This is a genomic window from Bacteroidia bacterium, from assembly GCA_016218155.1.
Classification (GTDB): domain Bacteria; phylum Bacteroidota; class Bacteroidia; order Bacteroidales; family GWA2-32-17; genus GWA2-32-17.
In genome coordinates, this window is record JACREQ010000038.1 from 124,106 (window position 1) to 139,869 (window position 15,764).

The window sequence follows — 15,764 nt, forward strand, 5'->3', positions numbered from 1 at the left end:
AAAATCATCCGAAGAAAAAGAAAAGTCCAAAGTGACAATGAAAACAGCCCTTGATGACCTTAAAGGAGCAGGGCTTGTCATTCTTGGCGTAGCCGGTGGAGCTTTAGCCGGGCAGGTTATTGACAAAATCCTAAAAGTGGACGACACCGCTACGGAATTTCAATTAAAAGCAATTGCTAAACCAATTGTACAGATTGTAGCCGGAGTTAGCGGAGCAATTTTCCTGAAAAACAAAAACCTGAAACTTATTGCCAGTGGTGTTGCTGCATCCGGTGTTATTACAGGAGTAAAAGTATTCCTGAAAAAAGACATTCTCAATGGTCTTGGAGACTTTAACATTGCCGATCCGGTAAAGAGAGTTTTCCGCGACCCTATTAACCTTGCTATTGCACCTTACAATCCTGACTTACCTGTACTAAACGAAAACAGGGAAGAAATTCAGATTGAATCCGCTCCTATAAATATTGGAGAACTGGACGACTACGAAGAAATTCAGGAAGTGCAAATCCTTTAATCAATGATAAGCTGAAAGAAAAAAGTAAAAACAAAGTACAAAATCGTAATTCGTAATCAAAAATTAATAATTAAAAATCAAAAGTTATGTTAACATTAGGTCAAATCGCTACAAGCGACTACAGTCTGCTCGGAGCCATCTCAGAAGATGAACTTCTTGGAGCAATCGAACGTGCAACCCTTAACGAACGCAAACAATTTGTACGTAGGGTTCAGAATCAAACCAAACAAGCCACAGCAGCCGGAGGTGGAACTCCCAATAGTCGTGGTGAATTTGAAAAACGCCTTCACTGGCTTCCAAAAGAAATACAGCAGGGTTTGGCAAACAAAACCTTACAGGCTGTAGATGCTGCTTACTACAACACTAAAAACATCGGTGGAAGCAAAATAATTAAAATGCTTCGTGATGATGACAACAAAATTGTAGGACAATGTAATATCAGTTCTGCTAAACTGGAAAAAGGAAACATCATGTTGTTATCGGGCATTATTTTACTTGCCGGAGTAGCAGCAGCAGGTCAAAATGCCTCACAAGTGAACTATGACATTTTACCTGAATATGTACGTAATGGTGAATTTGAGTTCAAAGCCAACGGAACAACACTGATCCCTGCTACTTCATGCGAAGTGTTTAACACTACAAATATGAATGTTCGCAAAGGATTATTTGTAATGGACAATCCAAAAGTTATTCTTGACCAACAAGCAATGGAATTGAATATTGAATGGGGAGCAAACGCAGTTGCCGACCTATACATGAAAGCAATCCTTGTAGGAACATCTGTAACAAAATACTAACCAGTGAAAAGTTAAAAGTTATTGGGCTATTAGTTATTGAAAAACAGTAGCGAATAACTCAATAACAAATAACTTAATAACTGATAAACTAATAAAGAAATCATGAAACTGACAAAATTTCAAATCATCAAAGTAAAGGTAGATTCACACGGACAAACCGTGAAGTTTTCTGCCGAAACAGATAAGCTGTACCAAAAGGTGCAAGGTATTTATGTTTCCCTTCCAAAAGACACATCACATTTTGGAAGCACGTTGGAACTTCGCATTGCAGAACAAGAGATTTTCCCCGATGGTTTTGAGACAAAACTACTGGCAGCAAACCAAAGTTCATCTCCTAACGAACGATTTGTTATTTTCGATAAGGATGAAGAAATAGAAGCCAAAGGAAGCTATGTGGAAGGACGTTTTGTTGACGGAGGTTTTGATGACGGAAGCACTTTCCCTTATACCATGAACATTTACCTCAAACTCAAAAACGAATAAGGTCATGGAAAGCAAAGAATCCAGAAGATTTGTTATTCTTCCTGTGGACGTAACCAAAGCAGGGCAGATTATTTCTCTTGACAGGGAATTGCCAGCACATTTAATGGTTTGCAAGGGTATAAATGCAACTGTAAAAGGTTTTCTTAATACCGGAAAGGATATTCAGCACATGGGAGAAATTTCCATTCTGTTTAACTCAGGGCAACTACATCCTTTTCACCAAACCGTAGGTTATTCGATAGAACCACTGCGTAAAAAGAATAACTTCTTTGAATTGAAAGAACCTTTGGTTCCAAATTATCGCATCACTGGATTTTACGAAGATGCTGGAAACTCACGTGATATAAAAGGCAACTTCCTTCCTTATTCAGTAAATATTTATCTCGACTGTAAAGCAAAAGTGTAATATGGATCAGTATCTCGTAACATATATCAATCAGCGAATGGCTGAACGTGGATTCAAAGAATTCCATCATGAGCCTGTATTAGTGCTCACTAACAATGAGCAGACAGAATACCGAATTAAAGGATACAATAAGTTCTTTTATCTGGTATCAAAAGAACTGGTTAATGGTACTGTCATTCGTTCTGATACCAATGTGTACGATGTTGACCAGTATTACACGAAACAAAACCTTTCACAGATACAGGAATTTACAGGATTAATCATCATTAACAATCCTAAACGTACAGTTCAGCTTTTAGAATTCATCCGAGTAATACCAAAGTAAAATGGCATCTGGAAGTATATCATATTTTTTGAAAAGCCTTCATACAAAGGCTAACAAAGAAATTGAAAAAGGTAACAGAATCTTTTTCAGCGCATCTGTTGTGAATGATAACAAAAGCACAAAAATCATAGACAGAGAACCTGTTGAGAGCATGACAAAGCAGATTAACCATATGGTTAAAGCCGAAAAACCGGAAATAATCAAAGTGGATTTGTTTACCGAATCCGGCAACTGGATTGATGGAAATGTCTGTGACCTGCGTTCTAAAGAAATTCCTGTCCAGCCACCAAGTTTTCAGGGATTGGGTGAAGCACAAATCAATGCTTTGGTATCACAAAGGTTTGAGGAATTGAAAAAGGAAATCGACTACAATGAAATGAAGGACATTGTGAAAGACCTTGCCGATGAAAACGAATCACTCAAAGCACGTGTAGAAGAACTCGAAGAGCAGAACGAAGAACTTGAAGAAGCATTAGAAAGCAAAAAGCAGGTGAAGTATTATGCCGGAATGCTTGGAGACATATTGGAAAGTATCGGCATCAAAAAAGACAAACTTCGTAAACCTCTGGCTGAACTGATGGGACTTAATGATGAAGAAGGAAAAGACGAAAAGAAATCTTTACCATTAAAAAACGACAGTTCCGGTATAGTGGATGAAAATACCACACAGAACTCAACACAGGAAAAAAATACCAATGACACATCCCAATCACAGACTATGAGTGAAGATGAACAGAAACGTTCTGAAATCATTTCTCTTATCAGTCAATACTTAACAAATGTCAATAATCAATTGCTTGGTGAAATCTTTACCATTTTCTCAGAGATTGAATCTGACAAAACCCTTGCTCCGAATATCATTGAATATATCACCAAACTAAAAGAATTCGCATCATGAACACCTTTGAATTTAAAGTCAAGATAGAAGCAAACAGCAACGAAGAAGCCAAAGAAATTCTTCAGGCAATGTTTGATTTGATGAAGACCACAAGACAGGAACTCTCCACTAAGGACTTCATTGATTTTGCAGGAAAAATAAAGAATAAACCCAGCCTTGTAAGAAAGGCAAAAATGTTTATCTGATGGAAAATCAAAAAATACTTCAAGACCCTTCAAAATCCAAAATAGAACGTGCAATGGATTATGTTACGGAACATCCGTTACGTGTTCTGGTAGGTGGAGTGGTTGTTGGTACAGGCAGTTTCATTCTTTACAAAGTAATCCGAAAAATCATTGCCAAAGCAAGACAGGGAAATACGGAGAAAAAACTCGATGATAGCCCCGAAGTACGTCAGGCAACTGTTTTACGCAATGCTATGAATCCATCGGGCATTTCGTGGATGATGTCTTTTGATAACACAAGCACAGATGTTATTCTTGATACGGCAAAAAACATTAAAAACCTTGATGAAGTAATGACTTCGTACAAGAAACTGTACGATTCCGATTTACTGGAAGATTTACAAAAAGAACTTAGTACGGAGGAATACCAGAAGTTCACCACCCTTATTGAATCTAATACCGGAAAGAAAGGTGCAGCACCCACAGTATTTGTAAAGAAAAACCAGATGGTTGTTGCAAAAAAGGCAATCCGTGTCCGCAGTACACCGGATGCTACTTTCACCGATGGTGTTTTTCAGAGTTCGACTGATAATAACATTCTGTTTACAACCAAGCCGGGTGATTTTATCGGTTATGCTACCGGAAAGCAGGAATTTGATTCCAAAAACAATGTGAAGTTTATACAGGTAGCTTATCTAATAAAAAAAGAAGGTCTTCCCGAATCCGTAAAGAAATATGCCGGAAAATCATATACCATGTGGGTTTCATCAAGCAAGGATTACATTGACACGTTTGACTTTTTCAATCTCATGTTTGAGCAATATCCCAATACCAAAGCTATTGTTGCCTTCAAAAAACCGCTGAACTACTACGACAAACCTGTAAAGGGACTTCCTTCAAGGGCTGTGGTAAGCATAGCTAATACAGACGTGCTTAATGAAAAACTACAGTATTACTGTCAGGTGGAAAAACAGGTATTGCTGGGTGAATATTTAGGCAGCCTGAACACCGGAAAAAGAAAGTTTATCAAGTTCCGCACAATTGATAACACTATACGCTGGGCAGATGCAACAACAATCAAAATAATTGAGAAATGATACTTACAAACGAAATAAAATCCAACAGAGGAGAAAGCAGGGATGCTTTTGTAGCAAAAGTAGCTTCTATTTCTGCAAAACTCGGAATTAACCCGAACTGGCTGATGGCAGTCATGCACAATGAAAGTGGAATAAATGCACAGGCGGTAAACAAGCAAAAAGGTGACAATCCCGACCCTTATACACGTTCAACATATAGGGCAACAGGGCTAATTCAGTTTATGCCTACCACTGCTATTTGGCTGGGAACTTCAACACAGGCATTGTACAAAATGTCCAGTCTGGAGCAACTCGATTATGTGTACAAATACTTTAAGGGTTTTACCGGAAGGATCAAGAGTTATTTTGATTTGTATATGATTACTTTCTTTCCGGTTGCAGTGGGCAAACCTAATGATTTTGTAATACAATCAAAATCGGTATCGGCTTCTACCATTGCAAGACAGAATCCATCATTTGACATAAACAAGGATTTTAAAATAACGGTTGGTGAAGCAAAAACAATAATGGCTAAAGCAATTCCGGCAGCGGTAATTGATGAAGTCATTACTCTGGCTGAAAAAAAAAGTTTCGGCTTGGCTTGTTAGGCTTCATTGCTCTGGGAATCGGAACACTATTCCTTGTCAGAAGCTTTAGAAGAAAGAAGAAAAAGTTAAAAGTTGAAAGTCGTAAAGTAAAAAGATAAGAAAATAATTATAACAAAATACTAATAAATCATGAAATTTTCAAAAAGATATATAACCACAATTATTGCAGGTTTGATACTGGCAGCTTTAGCAGGACTTTCCGTATTTAAAGGCATGGAAGGTCTGGCTTCTGCCTGTGTAGCCGGAATAATGACCATATTAACAACATACATCTGGGGAGAAACTAAACGCCCATCTAATCAAAACACCAATGAAAATGAAAAATAGCAGTTTAATTTCTGTAACATGCCTGATGCTGCTTTTTGGCTATATGGCTTTAGAGTTCGGGAAGATGTATTTTAACGAACGAAAAGAAAAAAACAGGCTGGAAGGTTCATGGAAAGCAGCGAACCAGCAGATCATCTATTTTAAGGCAAAAAACGGTAATCTGGCAGCAAAGAACGATGAACTTCAACTAAAGTACAAAGAACTCAAAGATATTTACCCGAAAATTATCTCTGAAATAAAGAATCTGAAAGTTAATCCCAGACGAGTTGAACATTTTTCCGAGACGGTAGTTCATCAGCAAAAGGATATTGTAACAACGTTAAAAGATAGTTTGATTTATGATACTATTCCTGTAAGAGTTTTTAGTTACTCTGATGAGTTTTATACTGTCAATGGCATTGCCATTGCCGATACACAAAAAGTTCATGTCGAAAGCAGGGATAGTATAATACAAGTGGTTTACAAAGGTGAAAGATATAAACCCTGGCTCTGGATATTTTCAAGAAGAAAGTTGCAGCAAGTTGTTAGTTGTAAAAATCCTAACAGTAAAATCGAGTATTCACGGTCAATTTTGTTACAAAATAACTAAACAATGGCAAAAACAGTCAATCAATATAAGCTGAATCAGCAGATAGAAGACTTCATCCGGGAGAAGGATGCGAAAAACGGTGCTTACTCTCAGGATGAAGTTTTATTTATTCAGCAATACGAAGGTTCAGGCGGTCAAGGCAGCAAGGGAGCAAAGGGAGAAGGTGTACTTTACGAATTTTTCACACCGAATTATATTGTTGAACTCATGTGGAAACTGGCTTATAAACATGGTTTTGATAAAACAGGAACGATACTAGAACCAAGTATAGCAACAGGCAGAATAATTGCACCAGCACCGGACAAATCACTTGTTGTTGGCTTTGAAATAAATCCAATTTCTGCTCGTATCTGTGAAATTACTTACCCAGAAGCACAAATTAATAGAGGATATTTTGAAACCGCTTTTCTCGAACCTTCACGATATACAACAAAGATCAAAGATGAAAAATTAACATGGCTTTCCGGTTTTCCTTTTTCTCTTGTTATTGGAAATCCACCTTACGGTAAACATAAGAACAAATACAGTTCATATTTCACCAAGCCAAAGATGCAGCAGATAGAGTTGTTCTTTATGTATTACGGACTGAAATTGCTTAAATCCGGTGGTTTGCTGATTTTCTTAACATCGAGCAACTTTTTACGAAATGGCATTTCATATAACTCAGAAAAGGAAAGTATCGGGCAATTAGCTGAACTGGTAGATGCTTATCGTTTACCGCCTGTATTCAGGTTTTCAGAAGTTCCTACAGATATAATTGTACTTAAACGCAAATAATATGGCAGAATATAAAATTCCACAAACCACACCAATGTTTGTTTTTAACGGAACAGAGTTTTCCGATCTTGACAAACAGATTAAGGAAATTGAAAAGGATTTCCGGGTAAAAGAGGTTGATTTAACCTTTAAAGAAGAACGCTTGATATTTTCAACTATTAAGTCCTCCAATGATGCTTACAAATTTGTAAAAGAAATCATTTTTGAAGGTGTAGAAATACAGGAACATTTCATTGTGTTATATATGAACCATGCTAACAAAGTCATTGGTTACTATAAGCACACAAAAGGAACAATCAATTCAACTCAGGTAGATGTTGAAATGATTGTTGCAGTTGGATTAAAGATTTTGGCGAAAGGTGTAATCCTTTCACACAATCACCCATCTGGCAATACAGAACCAAGCCCACAAGACAAAGATATTACAAAGAAAGTGAGAACAGCTTTCAAATACTTTGACATAACTGTTCTTGACCATATCATTGCCACAAAGAACTCTTATTACTCTTTTGCCGATAATGCGGAATCCTCCCTTTCTGGCAATAAAAATGCTGAATCTTCAAAAGCCGAAAAGGAAATTCGTGAAGAAATCCTGAAACAGTTAAAGAAAGTAACAAAAGCAAACAGTCCTAATATCTGGGAACGCATTCAAACCAAAGAAGGCTATTTGAAATTAGAAGAACAAATCATTTATAAAGTAATAAATCAACATTTGGTTCCGGCTGCGATTATACCACAAATGGAAACAGAATTAAATATGAACTGATGTTTTATGGTATAGAAAATATTACCCCTTCATTCCTTCGTGCAAGGATAACTGCTATCAGAAAACTGATGGAGGAACTTCCTACAAACCGTGATGAAAAGAATCCAGATCGTACCATTATTCGTTATGGTTTCATTCCCGAATCACAACAAAAACGGTTTAAAGAAATTCTGGATTTTGAGTACAAACTAAGTTTTGCGTTAAACGAACCACTTATGTTTACTGAAATAACATCGTTCAACACATGGTTTGTTTTACATCCCGAAAAAATATGCGGAAAAGATGTAATAAGTTCTTCAAGAGAGTTTCCTATTACAATTAAGGGAACAAAAGAAGATATTATCCAAACAATTAATGCTGGGATTGAAGGTGGTACGGAATTTAATCTTCTGGAACTGGAAGCCCTTGCATTAGAAACAGAATTACAACTGCTCACTATTTAATTTTAAACTATGTCATACCTCAACGGAATATCAAATACGGACAATCTGGGCTGGTTAAATCCGGCTCTTGTCAGTGTCATACTCTCCAACTCAGACAAAATTATGAAAGTTGTCAAAGAAGCAAAACAACTGCACGGATTGGGAGACACATCTAAAACCATGAGTTTTGATGATGTTGTTGCACGTTACAATAAGGGAATATCCTTTGAAGAAATAAAAGCGTGGGTCTGGTATAAACGGTCGCTTGGAGTTGAAATGAAAAATTGGGAACGCTATTACATTAAAGGCGGTAACGTAGTTGAAAATGTCGTAACAAATAGTTCGGTAACTGTAAAAGACAATCATTTCAGAGATATTAAAAATGTTGAAAAAGGAATAACACTTGGTAAATATATCAAAACACATAAATATTCCGAAGGTGACAATTATTTTATTTATCGCTCTGATGACGGATTGTATTACGTTTCTGCCAAAGCTTGTAAATTAGTAAAAACATCTATTGCAGCCAATGCTGATGAACTTTCAGCACTTGTAAAGAAAAGTGCTTTATTTTTTATGGGCGGTGAAGTTGTTCCTTACCCGATTTACACATTCGGCAATATGTATGACAGGGAACTTCAACTCGAAGCCGACAAAGAAACCATACAGCAACAATGGGGTGATGAAGTTTACGAAAATCATCGTATAGCCATTGAGAAATCAAAACCTGTAATGCTTACAGTTACCAATCCTGATGATAAAGAAAGACCGATTATAACTGCTATTTCTGACTTTGCAGACGATACAGATGTTTTTTCTATAACAGAAGTCCGTGAGGAATTTATGGATGTTGAAAATTCCGAAGAATTGAAAAAAGTAAACGGTAAAGTAGAACGAAAGAAAAACAACGAGAAAATACATTTGCATTTTGATGGAGAAACCAAGTACAATTTGCAACAGGTTTATGTAAAATGGTTATTTACCCTAAACATGGATTCTGACTTTGAAAAATCCTCTGCCATTGATATTGCAGACTATTACATTGCAAATCGTCCTTTGAGAGATGATAAAACGTCAAAGGAAGAAAAATCCGAACTCAAAGCCAATGCACGAATTGAAGGAGAAAAACTCTTTTCACGCTTTTTACACGAAGTAGTTTCTGCCAAAGATCAGGAAAGATTGGATTATACTTGGAATCGTCTGTATAATGGTCAAAGCGACATTTCTTACCAAAAAGTCCCTATAGGTTTTGAATGTTCAGCTACTTTCAAATCCGGTATTCTCCAGTTAACCGACATACAGCGTGAAGGAATTGCCTTTATGGAAGTCATGGGAAGCGGAATAAATTCTTTCGATGTTGGAGTTGGAATATGTGTTAATTATAAGTTAGTTGAATGAATCGAGTAACAATAGGGTAACGACAATGCCATATTTGTGTTTTTAGAAAAAGTTCTCGAATTCAAATATAATAAATATTTTCCTTTCCGAATTATTCCACAATGTTTTCTTAAAATAACCTATTAAATAACAGAAGACATATTATTGCCATAATTCAAAAAATAATTTTATATATTTTAGTTCTGAGATATCGAAAAACAGGAATATTTATATTTCTATTGATAAAAAATTATTGTTGCAATAAATTTACTAACATATTAAAGCTAATAAGTAGGAATTTATTTTTTATGAGGAAGTAATCACTTTTATATATCTATGGGTATCAGCCAGTAAGTCGCAACTGTCACAATATTAAAGAAATAGCATATCAACAGAATATTAATGCATTACAAATTAATATATGTTGTATAACATGTTAAAATGTGTTAATTTTATTTTTACATTTGAGAAACTAACAATAAAACTATGAAAGTTCTAATAAGGTTAATTTCCGTAACACTTTTTCTTAGTGTAATCTCCTGCAAATTGTTTTCTCAGCAGGTACTTGTAGTTAGCAATCCTGATTCTGCGAATTTTAAAGCTTATATTACATCTGTTGACTCATTGGCAGACATTATTGTAATGAATGTGGAAACACCAGAAGATGCTAATAGTGATGGCTTTTTGTTTCCTGTAATCAATTCAACTGAGGCTCAGTTAAAGGTGTTTTTTACATCGAATGAAAACGAATCGGACATTAAATTTTTATACACAACCAATGAATCATTGGTTGGTTGGAGAACAAACAATAAGAGGTATCTTTTTAAGTCAGCACAGTAATTAATATATAATACTGTATGAAAACAAACTCAATATTATTCTTTGGAATACTTACCATATTATTATATGGTTTGCCATTTTTAAATTATGCACAAACAAATGAAATAATTATTGGTAATGGCACAAATCTGTCAAAACAATTTCCAATAAACAGACAATTTAATTATACTAAATGTGAGCTGATTTATACCTCTCAGGAAATAGGCCAGGCAGGTTGGATAAAAGAAATTGATTTTTTTAAAGGAATTGATGATGCCAGTGGAGATATCAATAATGTTAAAGTGTCTTTTAAATATACTAATGAAAACGAACTTTATAATGGAATATGGGATTCGACAGGATATTCTGAAGTTTTTTCAGGTACAATAATAAATAGCACTGAACCTGGGTGGAAAACATTAATACTTGCAGAACCATTTTTATATAATGGACAGGAGAATTTAGCAATAACAATTGATCATGGTTTTCAGGCTTTAGCTAATATCGTTCCAAAATGGCAATATACAGTTCTTTCAAATGGAACTACACGGTGCAGAGTGGGACAAAGTAATTTAATATTACCCGACAGTTTATATACCCGCGTTGGAAGACCTAATATTAGAATAATAAAAGACCCTATAAAAACTGAAACAGATTTTTTAACAATAGGGACAGGAACTCAACAATCAAAACTTTTTCCAATAAATCGTCAATCAAATTATTCAAGATGGGAAGGTTTATATACAAAAAATGAGATCGGGCACGAAGGTGTTATTTACACGGTATCCTTTTATAAAGCAAATACCCTTAGTGATGGAGATATCTTAAATGTAAAAGTGTATATTAAACATACAAATCAATCAGAAATAAATACTGGTGATTGGTCAGAAACAGGATATACTGAAGTTTTCAATGGAACATTACCTGATAATTCTACTTCTGGGTGGAAAACAATTACTTTAACACAACCTTTCAAGTATAATGGGAACAATAATCTTGCAATTACTGTTGATCATGGTTATCAGCTATTCACTAATAATTATCCTGAATGGCAATATACGAAGACTGCTGGTAAAATGTCAAGGGCTGCAGATAAAGATAATCAGATGCCGGTCCGGCTCATGGAGAAAACTGGAAGACCTAACCTGAAATTGGAAATCGGTTGTAAACTTCCTATAGCTCATGCAGGAAATGACAAAGTTGTTTGTGAAGGATATTCGGTTATTCTAGGCGATCAAATTGCAGCAACTGGTGGATTTCCACCATATTCTTATAATTGGTTCCCAACAGATTTTTTAAATTCAAGTACAATAGAACATCCAACCGCAACACCTCTTAAATCTTTATTTTATGAATTAGTAGTAAGTGACTATTTTGGATGTAAGTCAATTCCTGACAAAATCGAAGTAAAAGTGAATAAACCTACTGATGAATATTCTTTCCGTAAAGATGCAACAGTTTTAGCATGCCAGGGAAGGTTTTATGATAGTGGCGGGAAAAAAGAATACCAATATAACGAAGATTATACTGTCACTTTCTATCCATGTGATGTTTTTAATAAAGTTACATTCAACTTTATTGAATTTGATTTGGAATATGAAAAATCATGTGATGATTTTTTAAAAATATATGATGGTCCAAATACCAGTTCTCCTTTAATTGGAAGTTATTGTGGTAGAAATAATCCTGGATATGTAAATTCAACTAATCCTGATGGTGCAATTACTTTTGTTTTTCATTCAGATAATGAAATAACCGGAAAAGGTTGGATGGCTGATATAAAATGTGTTAAAAAAACTTGTACTGAATTAGCAGGAACACCTGTTATTACTTTTAGTGGAGATCAATGCACTTCTGGAGAGGCTACTATTTCACTTATTAATAATATTGGAACATTTAACAAATGGGAGTTTTCTTATAATAATATTGATTTTAAAGACTTACCAGATGGAACTATGTATCCTTACCATTCATATCTGAAAACTACTACTTATTTCAGGGCATTAGTTAAAAATAGTGTTGATGAATGTTATACAAGTTCAGTAGGTTTTCATACTGGTAGAAAATATTATGTAAATGATAGAGATACTAAAGATGATATTTATTGTACAACTGTTGGAAATGATCAAATGGATGGATTAAGCCCAAAAACTCCTAAAGAATCAGTACAGTCAATATTAGATTCTTATGATGTTTCAGCATGCGATACAATTTATGTAGATGCTGGTCTTTACGAAAGAGCCATAAATATTACTGCAAGTGATTATGGTAGTTCTGAAGCTAATATTGAAATTATTGGAGCTACTCAAGAGACAACTATTTTTTCTGCTAAATATCCTGATCAAGTAACTTTTAAAGATGCATCTTATGTAAAAATTTCAGTTATGACTTTTAGAGGAAATGGCAACACTAATAATAATATTAATATTTTTAATTCCAGTCATAATTGCATTAGCTCTTGTTTGGTTTCAAATGCAAAGAAGAGTAATGTTAATATAGTTGGCGAAAAATTATTTTCAAGTAATAATTTAATAAATAATAACTCCATTAATAGTGAAATTGAAAATAGTTCTGCTTTAAAATTTATAGGAAATGCAAGAAATAACAATGTTTCAGGAAATATTATAAATCAACAACGATCAAGAAACATTCCAGCTATTTCAATATATACTAAGCCAGGGTCTCATATTAATAATTTGAAAATTAATAACAACATTATTAATTCATTTGATATAGGGATCTCAATAAAATCTGAAGGAATGATTGGATTAATTTCAAATATTTCAGTTTCTGAAAATACTATTAATATTGAAATGTCTGAAAATGCTGACGGTGGTTGTTTATTTGCAGAATCTGTTTCTGATTCTTTAAAAGTGTTTAGTAATCAATTTAATGGTGGATTTGCAGGGATTCAATTCAGAAATCAAATAGAAAAATCAGAAATTTATAATAATTACATTAGTAAATCTCGTTTTGGAATAATAGGATCTGAGAATGGAGTTTCACATAAAATCTATTTTAACTCATTTTATAACTATGAATGCAATATTTATTTCCCAAATTCTCCAAACAATAAGTGGTTTGTTAAAGATAATGTTTTCTACACTAGATCGGGTAGTTGTATTATGGTGATTAATAATCCAGAATTTGGTGACTTGGATTATAACCTTTACTATACTGAAAATGGTTCAATTTTAGCCTATAATAATAATGAAAATATTTATACTACATTAAGCGATTGGAAAGAGGAAGCTCATCAAAACTGGCCTGGAAAAGATGATGAACATTCGATTTATGGTGATCCACTATATTTAAATTTAGGGGCTAATAATCTTGATATTGAATATATTTCTATAGCTAATTTTGCAGGAATACCGATAAATGGATTTTCATTTGATATAGCAAATCATCAAAGAAAAACTCCTCCTGCAATAGGAGCATTTGATCCTGTTTTTACTTCTTTTATTGTTAATTATAATGTTATTAATGAAACTTTTGATTCTCCAGGTAGAATAACTCTAGATATTGCTGGTGGTAAACCTCCATATAGAATTTTATGGGAAGAAAAGAGATATCCAGATAATTATGCAGCAATATTAGCTGAAAAAGTGCCGTTTTTTAATCAACTTGGATATAGTTTAGATCAAATTAATGGTTTTATTGATCAAATGGAGTCGACCCCAGTATTATATCCTTTGATTTCAGGAAAATACCATGTTACAATTACAGATTCTGACGGTAGTGCATCTTCATTAGTAATTCCAGTTGGGACAGAGTTAATTTCTAATTCTTCTGCAAATGTTAATTATGAAAACTATTCATTAATAAAAACAAAGGATTCGGAATGGCAAGATGGTATAATTTTGTTTGATAATATTTTTCATTCTGATACCTCAGGATTTATTATTTTCAATGTAGACAGTATTAATTCGGAATTTGCGATTGGGTTATTACCTCAGAATAATAATATAAGTTCTTATTTGGAGCTAAAATATGGTGTTCATATTATTAACAATAGTCTAAATATAATAATTAATGGAGTTGAGACTACAAATATTGCTACAATATCTTCAGGAAGTAAAATTGAAATTGGAATTGAAGGTGGGAATATTTTAGTTTTAGTTAATAATAATGAAGTCTATAAATTTTCCAATATTACTAAAGGATATTATCAAGGTTGCACTTTGTTAAAATCTCTTGGTGCAAGTTTAAAACAAATTATCTTTCATCCTATTCCAATTTCTCTCAATTTAGGGTTTTTCATGACCCCGCATGATGCAGCATGTTATAACAGTAATTCAATAAATTATAGTTTGGATATTAGTTTTAATACTTTTATCAATGCAAACGTCGGTTTAAAATGGTTTTTAAATAATAATCCAACACCGGTTTTAACGGAAACCTACTTTGGGCATAATCTTCAAAGAAACTTTCCTGGTACTAGTTCCATTATTGTTGGAAGTGGTGATGAAGTAAGATTAGAACTTACATATACATATATGTTTGGTGGAACAAATACTTTGTCAAGGTCATATACATTTAGCAACCAGGCTGATTGGGTTGGGGTTAATAATCTAACTCTTTCACCAATTAATAGACTTACTAAACCAATAACACAATCTTGGGGTCAAACATCTAACGCCTATACCTACAATACTCTTAATAGCTCAACAAATGGTAAAACCCAATTTATTTTTAAACCACTTCTTAATAATGAATTAGTATTATTTGGATTAAACCCAGTTTCATCTAGTAATTCATCTTTTGATGGATACGGGCTAGTTTATTTTAAATTTTCCTCCTATACATCATTGTGGTATATTGCCGAAAATCAACTTTATCCGGTGACTTCTATGAGCAGTTTTTCAGATTTTGAAAATTTAATTTCAATTGAAAAATTAGGTTTAAATTTTAATTGTAAAGTTAATGGAACTTCAGCATTCTCATTTAATGCTACACAACCTATAGTTGATTTAAATGCTGATTTTTTTACTATTAGTCCAGGTTCTACATTAAAGTATACTTCTACAACTTTTTCTTGTCCTCAACAACATTGTAGTTATTATGGATTAAAGAAAGAAAGTGATGGTAATATTTATAAACCGATCTTACTTCCTAATCCTGCAAATCCTGGAAGTTATTTAAGGTATTTACCAATTAAATTTGAAGAAGAATATACTGTTGAACCATTTTCATCACTTTCTTGTAAAATTTACAAGACTTCAAATCAACAATTTATTACAAGTCTTGCTCCGTTTTCAACAGGATATAATCAATTTAAAATTAACTTGTCAAACCTTTCTTTGCTTGAAGGTGAATACTACACTCTTGAAATTTCAAATTCCAAGGGAGAAAAATGGTTTTTACGATTTTTTAATTTATTGAGTGAATGTATAATATGTGAGGGTATGTAATT

Annotated in this window: 17 protein-coding genes; all 17 read left to right on the plus strand. The window is 33.8% G+C overall.

Features of this window, described 5'->3' with window-relative positions:
- The first annotated feature begins 37 nt into the window (after nt 1-37).
- The 17 genes from HY951_07045 (at nt 38) to HY951_07125 (ending at nt 15,762) form a co-directional block, all read left to right on the plus strand.
- Nucleotides 38-514, plus strand: a complete 477-nt coding sequence (locus HY951_07045) for a hypothetical protein (protein ID MBI5539797.1) — start codon at nt 38-40, stop codon at nt 512-514.
- Nucleotides 515-600: 86 nt separating this feature from the next.
- Nucleotides 601-1,311: a hypothetical protein gene (locus HY951_07050; protein ID MBI5539798.1), complete on the plus strand. Its 711-nt coding sequence runs from the start codon at nt 601-603 to the stop codon at nt 1,309-1,311.
- Between the two features lie 102 nt (nt 1,312-1,413).
- Nucleotides 1,414-1,794 carry a hypothetical protein gene (locus HY951_07055; protein MBI5539799.1) on the plus strand — a complete coding sequence of 127 codons (381 nt, stop codon included), beginning with the start codon at nt 1,414-1,416 and terminating at the stop codon, nt 1,792-1,794.
- Between the two features lie 4 nt (nt 1,795-1,798).
- A complete protein-coding gene (locus tag HY951_07060) occupies nt 1,799-2,200 on the plus strand; it encodes a hypothetical protein (GenBank protein ID MBI5539800.1) in 402 nt (133 codons plus the stop codon).
- A gap of 1 nt (nt 2,201) precedes the next feature.
- The gene (locus HY951_07065; GenBank protein ID MBI5539801.1) at nt 2,202-2,525 is read left to right on the plus strand and encodes a hypothetical protein; all 324 of its coding nucleotides are present in this window, start codon (nt 2,202-2,204) and stop codon (nt 2,523-2,525) included.
- Between the two features lies 1 nt (nt 2,526).
- Nucleotides 2,527-3,423 carry a hypothetical protein gene (locus HY951_07070; protein ID MBI5539802.1) on the plus strand — a complete coding sequence of 299 codons (897 nt, stop codon included), beginning with the start codon at nt 2,527-2,529 and terminating at the stop codon, nt 3,421-3,423.
- Nucleotides 3,420-3,608: a hypothetical protein gene (locus HY951_07075; protein MBI5539803.1), complete on the plus strand. Its 189-nt coding sequence runs from the start codon at nt 3,420-3,422 to the stop codon at nt 3,606-3,608. Before HY951_07070 ends, HY951_07075 begins: the two co-directional genes overlap by 4 nt.
- The gene (locus HY951_07080; GenBank protein MBI5539804.1) at nt 3,608-4,684 is read left to right on the plus strand and encodes a hypothetical protein; all 1,077 of its coding nucleotides are present in this window, start codon (nt 3,608-3,610) and stop codon (nt 4,682-4,684) included. Before HY951_07075 ends, HY951_07080 begins: the two co-directional genes overlap by 1 nt.
- Nucleotides 4,681-5,271 (plus strand): lytic transglycosylase domain-containing protein, encoded by a 591-nt coding sequence (locus tag HY951_07085; protein ID MBI5539805.1) that lies wholly within the window; start codon nt 4,681-4,683, stop codon nt 5,269-5,271. Before HY951_07080 ends, HY951_07085 begins: the two co-directional genes overlap by 4 nt.
- A 129-nt stretch (nt 5,272-5,400) precedes the next feature.
- A complete protein-coding gene (locus tag HY951_07090) occupies nt 5,401-5,598 on the plus strand; it encodes a hypothetical protein (protein MBI5539806.1) in 198 nt (65 codons plus the stop codon).
- Complete coding sequence (locus HY951_07095) at nt 5,588-6,187, plus strand: hypothetical protein (protein MBI5539807.1); 600 nt, start codon at nt 5,588-5,590, stop codon at nt 6,185-6,187. The genes HY951_07090 and HY951_07095 overlap by 11 nt, the downstream gene beginning before the upstream one ends.
- Nucleotides 6,188-6,190: 3 nt before the next feature.
- Nucleotides 6,191-6,964: an N-6 DNA methylase gene (locus HY951_07100; GenBank protein MBI5539808.1), complete on the plus strand. Its 774-nt coding sequence runs from the start codon at nt 6,191-6,193 to the stop codon at nt 6,962-6,964.
- A 1-nt stretch (nt 6,965) separates the two neighbouring features.
- On the plus strand, nt 6,966-7,730 hold the full coding sequence (locus HY951_07105) for a JAB domain-containing protein (GenBank protein MBI5539809.1): 765 nt from the start codon (nt 6,966-6,968) through the stop codon (nt 7,728-7,730).
- On the plus strand, nt 7,730-8,173 hold the full coding sequence (locus HY951_07110) for a hypothetical protein (GenBank protein ID MBI5539810.1): 444 nt from the start codon (nt 7,730-7,732) through the stop codon (nt 8,171-8,173). Before HY951_07105 ends, HY951_07110 begins: the two co-directional genes overlap by 1 nt.
- Before the next feature lie 102 nt (nt 8,174-8,275).
- A complete protein-coding gene (locus HY951_07115) occupies nt 8,276-9,550 on the plus strand; it encodes a hypothetical protein (GenBank protein ID MBI5539811.1) in 1,275 nt (424 codons plus the stop codon).
- A 465-nt stretch (nt 9,551-10,015) separates the two neighbouring features.
- Nucleotides 10,016-10,369, plus strand: a complete 354-nt coding sequence (locus HY951_07120; GenBank protein ID MBI5539812.1) for a hypothetical protein — start codon at nt 10,016-10,018, stop codon at nt 10,367-10,369.
- 17 nt (nt 10,370-10,386) lie between these two features.
- On the plus strand, nt 10,387-15,762 hold the full coding sequence (locus HY951_07125) for a CUB domain-containing protein (protein MBI5539813.1): 5,376 nt from the start codon (nt 10,387-10,389) through the stop codon (nt 15,760-15,762).
- Nucleotides 15,763-15,764: the final 2 nt, after the last annotated feature.

Excerpts from the sequence above, each read along its gene's own strand:
- HY951_07110 (MBI5539810.1), top strand. The coding sequence starts at position 7,730 with ATGTTTTATGGTATAGAAAATATTACCCCTTCATTCCTTCGTGCAAGG.
- HY951_07065 (MBI5539801.1), top strand. The coding sequence starts at position 2,202 with ATGGATCAGTATCTCGTAACATATATCAATCAGCGAATGGCTGAACGT.
- HY951_07060 (MBI5539800.1), top strand. The coding sequence starts at position 1,799 with ATGGAAAGCAAAGAATCCAGAAGATTTGTTATTCTTCCTGTGGACGTA.
- HY951_07115 (MBI5539811.1), top strand. The coding sequence starts at position 8,276 with ATGAAAGTTGTCAAAGAAGCAAAACAACTGCACGGATTGGGAGACACA.
- HY951_07045 (MBI5539797.1), top strand. The coding sequence starts at position 38 with ATGAAAACAGCCCTTGATGACCTTAAAGGAGCAGGGCTTGTCATTCTT.
- HY951_07100 (MBI5539808.1), top strand. The coding sequence starts at position 6,191 with ATGGCAAAAACAGTCAATCAATATAAGCTGAATCAGCAGATAGAAGAC.
- HY951_07075 (MBI5539803.1), top strand. The coding sequence starts at position 3,420 with ATGAACACCTTTGAATTTAAAGTCAAGATAGAAGCAAACAGCAACGAA.
- HY951_07125 (MBI5539813.1), top strand. The coding sequence starts at position 10,387 with ATGAAAACAAACTCAATATTATTCTTTGGAATACTTACCATATTATTA.
- HY951_07050 (MBI5539798.1), top strand. The coding sequence starts at position 601 with ATGTTAACATTAGGTCAAATCGCTACAAGCGACTACAGTCTGCTCGGA.
- HY951_07055 (MBI5539799.1), top strand. The coding sequence starts at position 1,414 with ATGAAACTGACAAAATTTCAAATCATCAAAGTAAAGGTAGATTCACAC.
- HY951_07085 (MBI5539805.1), top strand. The coding sequence starts at position 4,681 with ATGATACTTACAAACGAAATAAAATCCAACAGAGGAGAAAGCAGGGAT.
- HY951_07095 (MBI5539807.1), top strand. The coding sequence starts at position 5,588 with ATGAAAAATAGCAGTTTAATTTCTGTAACATGCCTGATGCTGCTTTTT.
- HY951_07120 (MBI5539812.1), top strand. The coding sequence starts at position 10,016 with ATGAAAGTTCTAATAAGGTTAATTTCCGTAACACTTTTTCTTAGTGTA.
- HY951_07105 (MBI5539809.1), top strand. The coding sequence starts at position 6,966 with ATGGCAGAATATAAAATTCCACAAACCACACCAATGTTTGTTTTTAAC.
- HY951_07080 (MBI5539804.1), top strand. The coding sequence starts at position 3,608 with ATGGAAAATCAAAAAATACTTCAAGACCCTTCAAAATCCAAAATAGAA.
- HY951_07090 (MBI5539806.1), top strand. The coding sequence starts at position 5,401 with ATGAAATTTTCAAAAAGATATATAACCACAATTATTGCAGGTTTGATA.
- HY951_07070 (MBI5539802.1), top strand. The coding sequence starts at position 2,527 with ATGGCATCTGGAAGTATATCATATTTTTTGAAAAGCCTTCATACAAAG.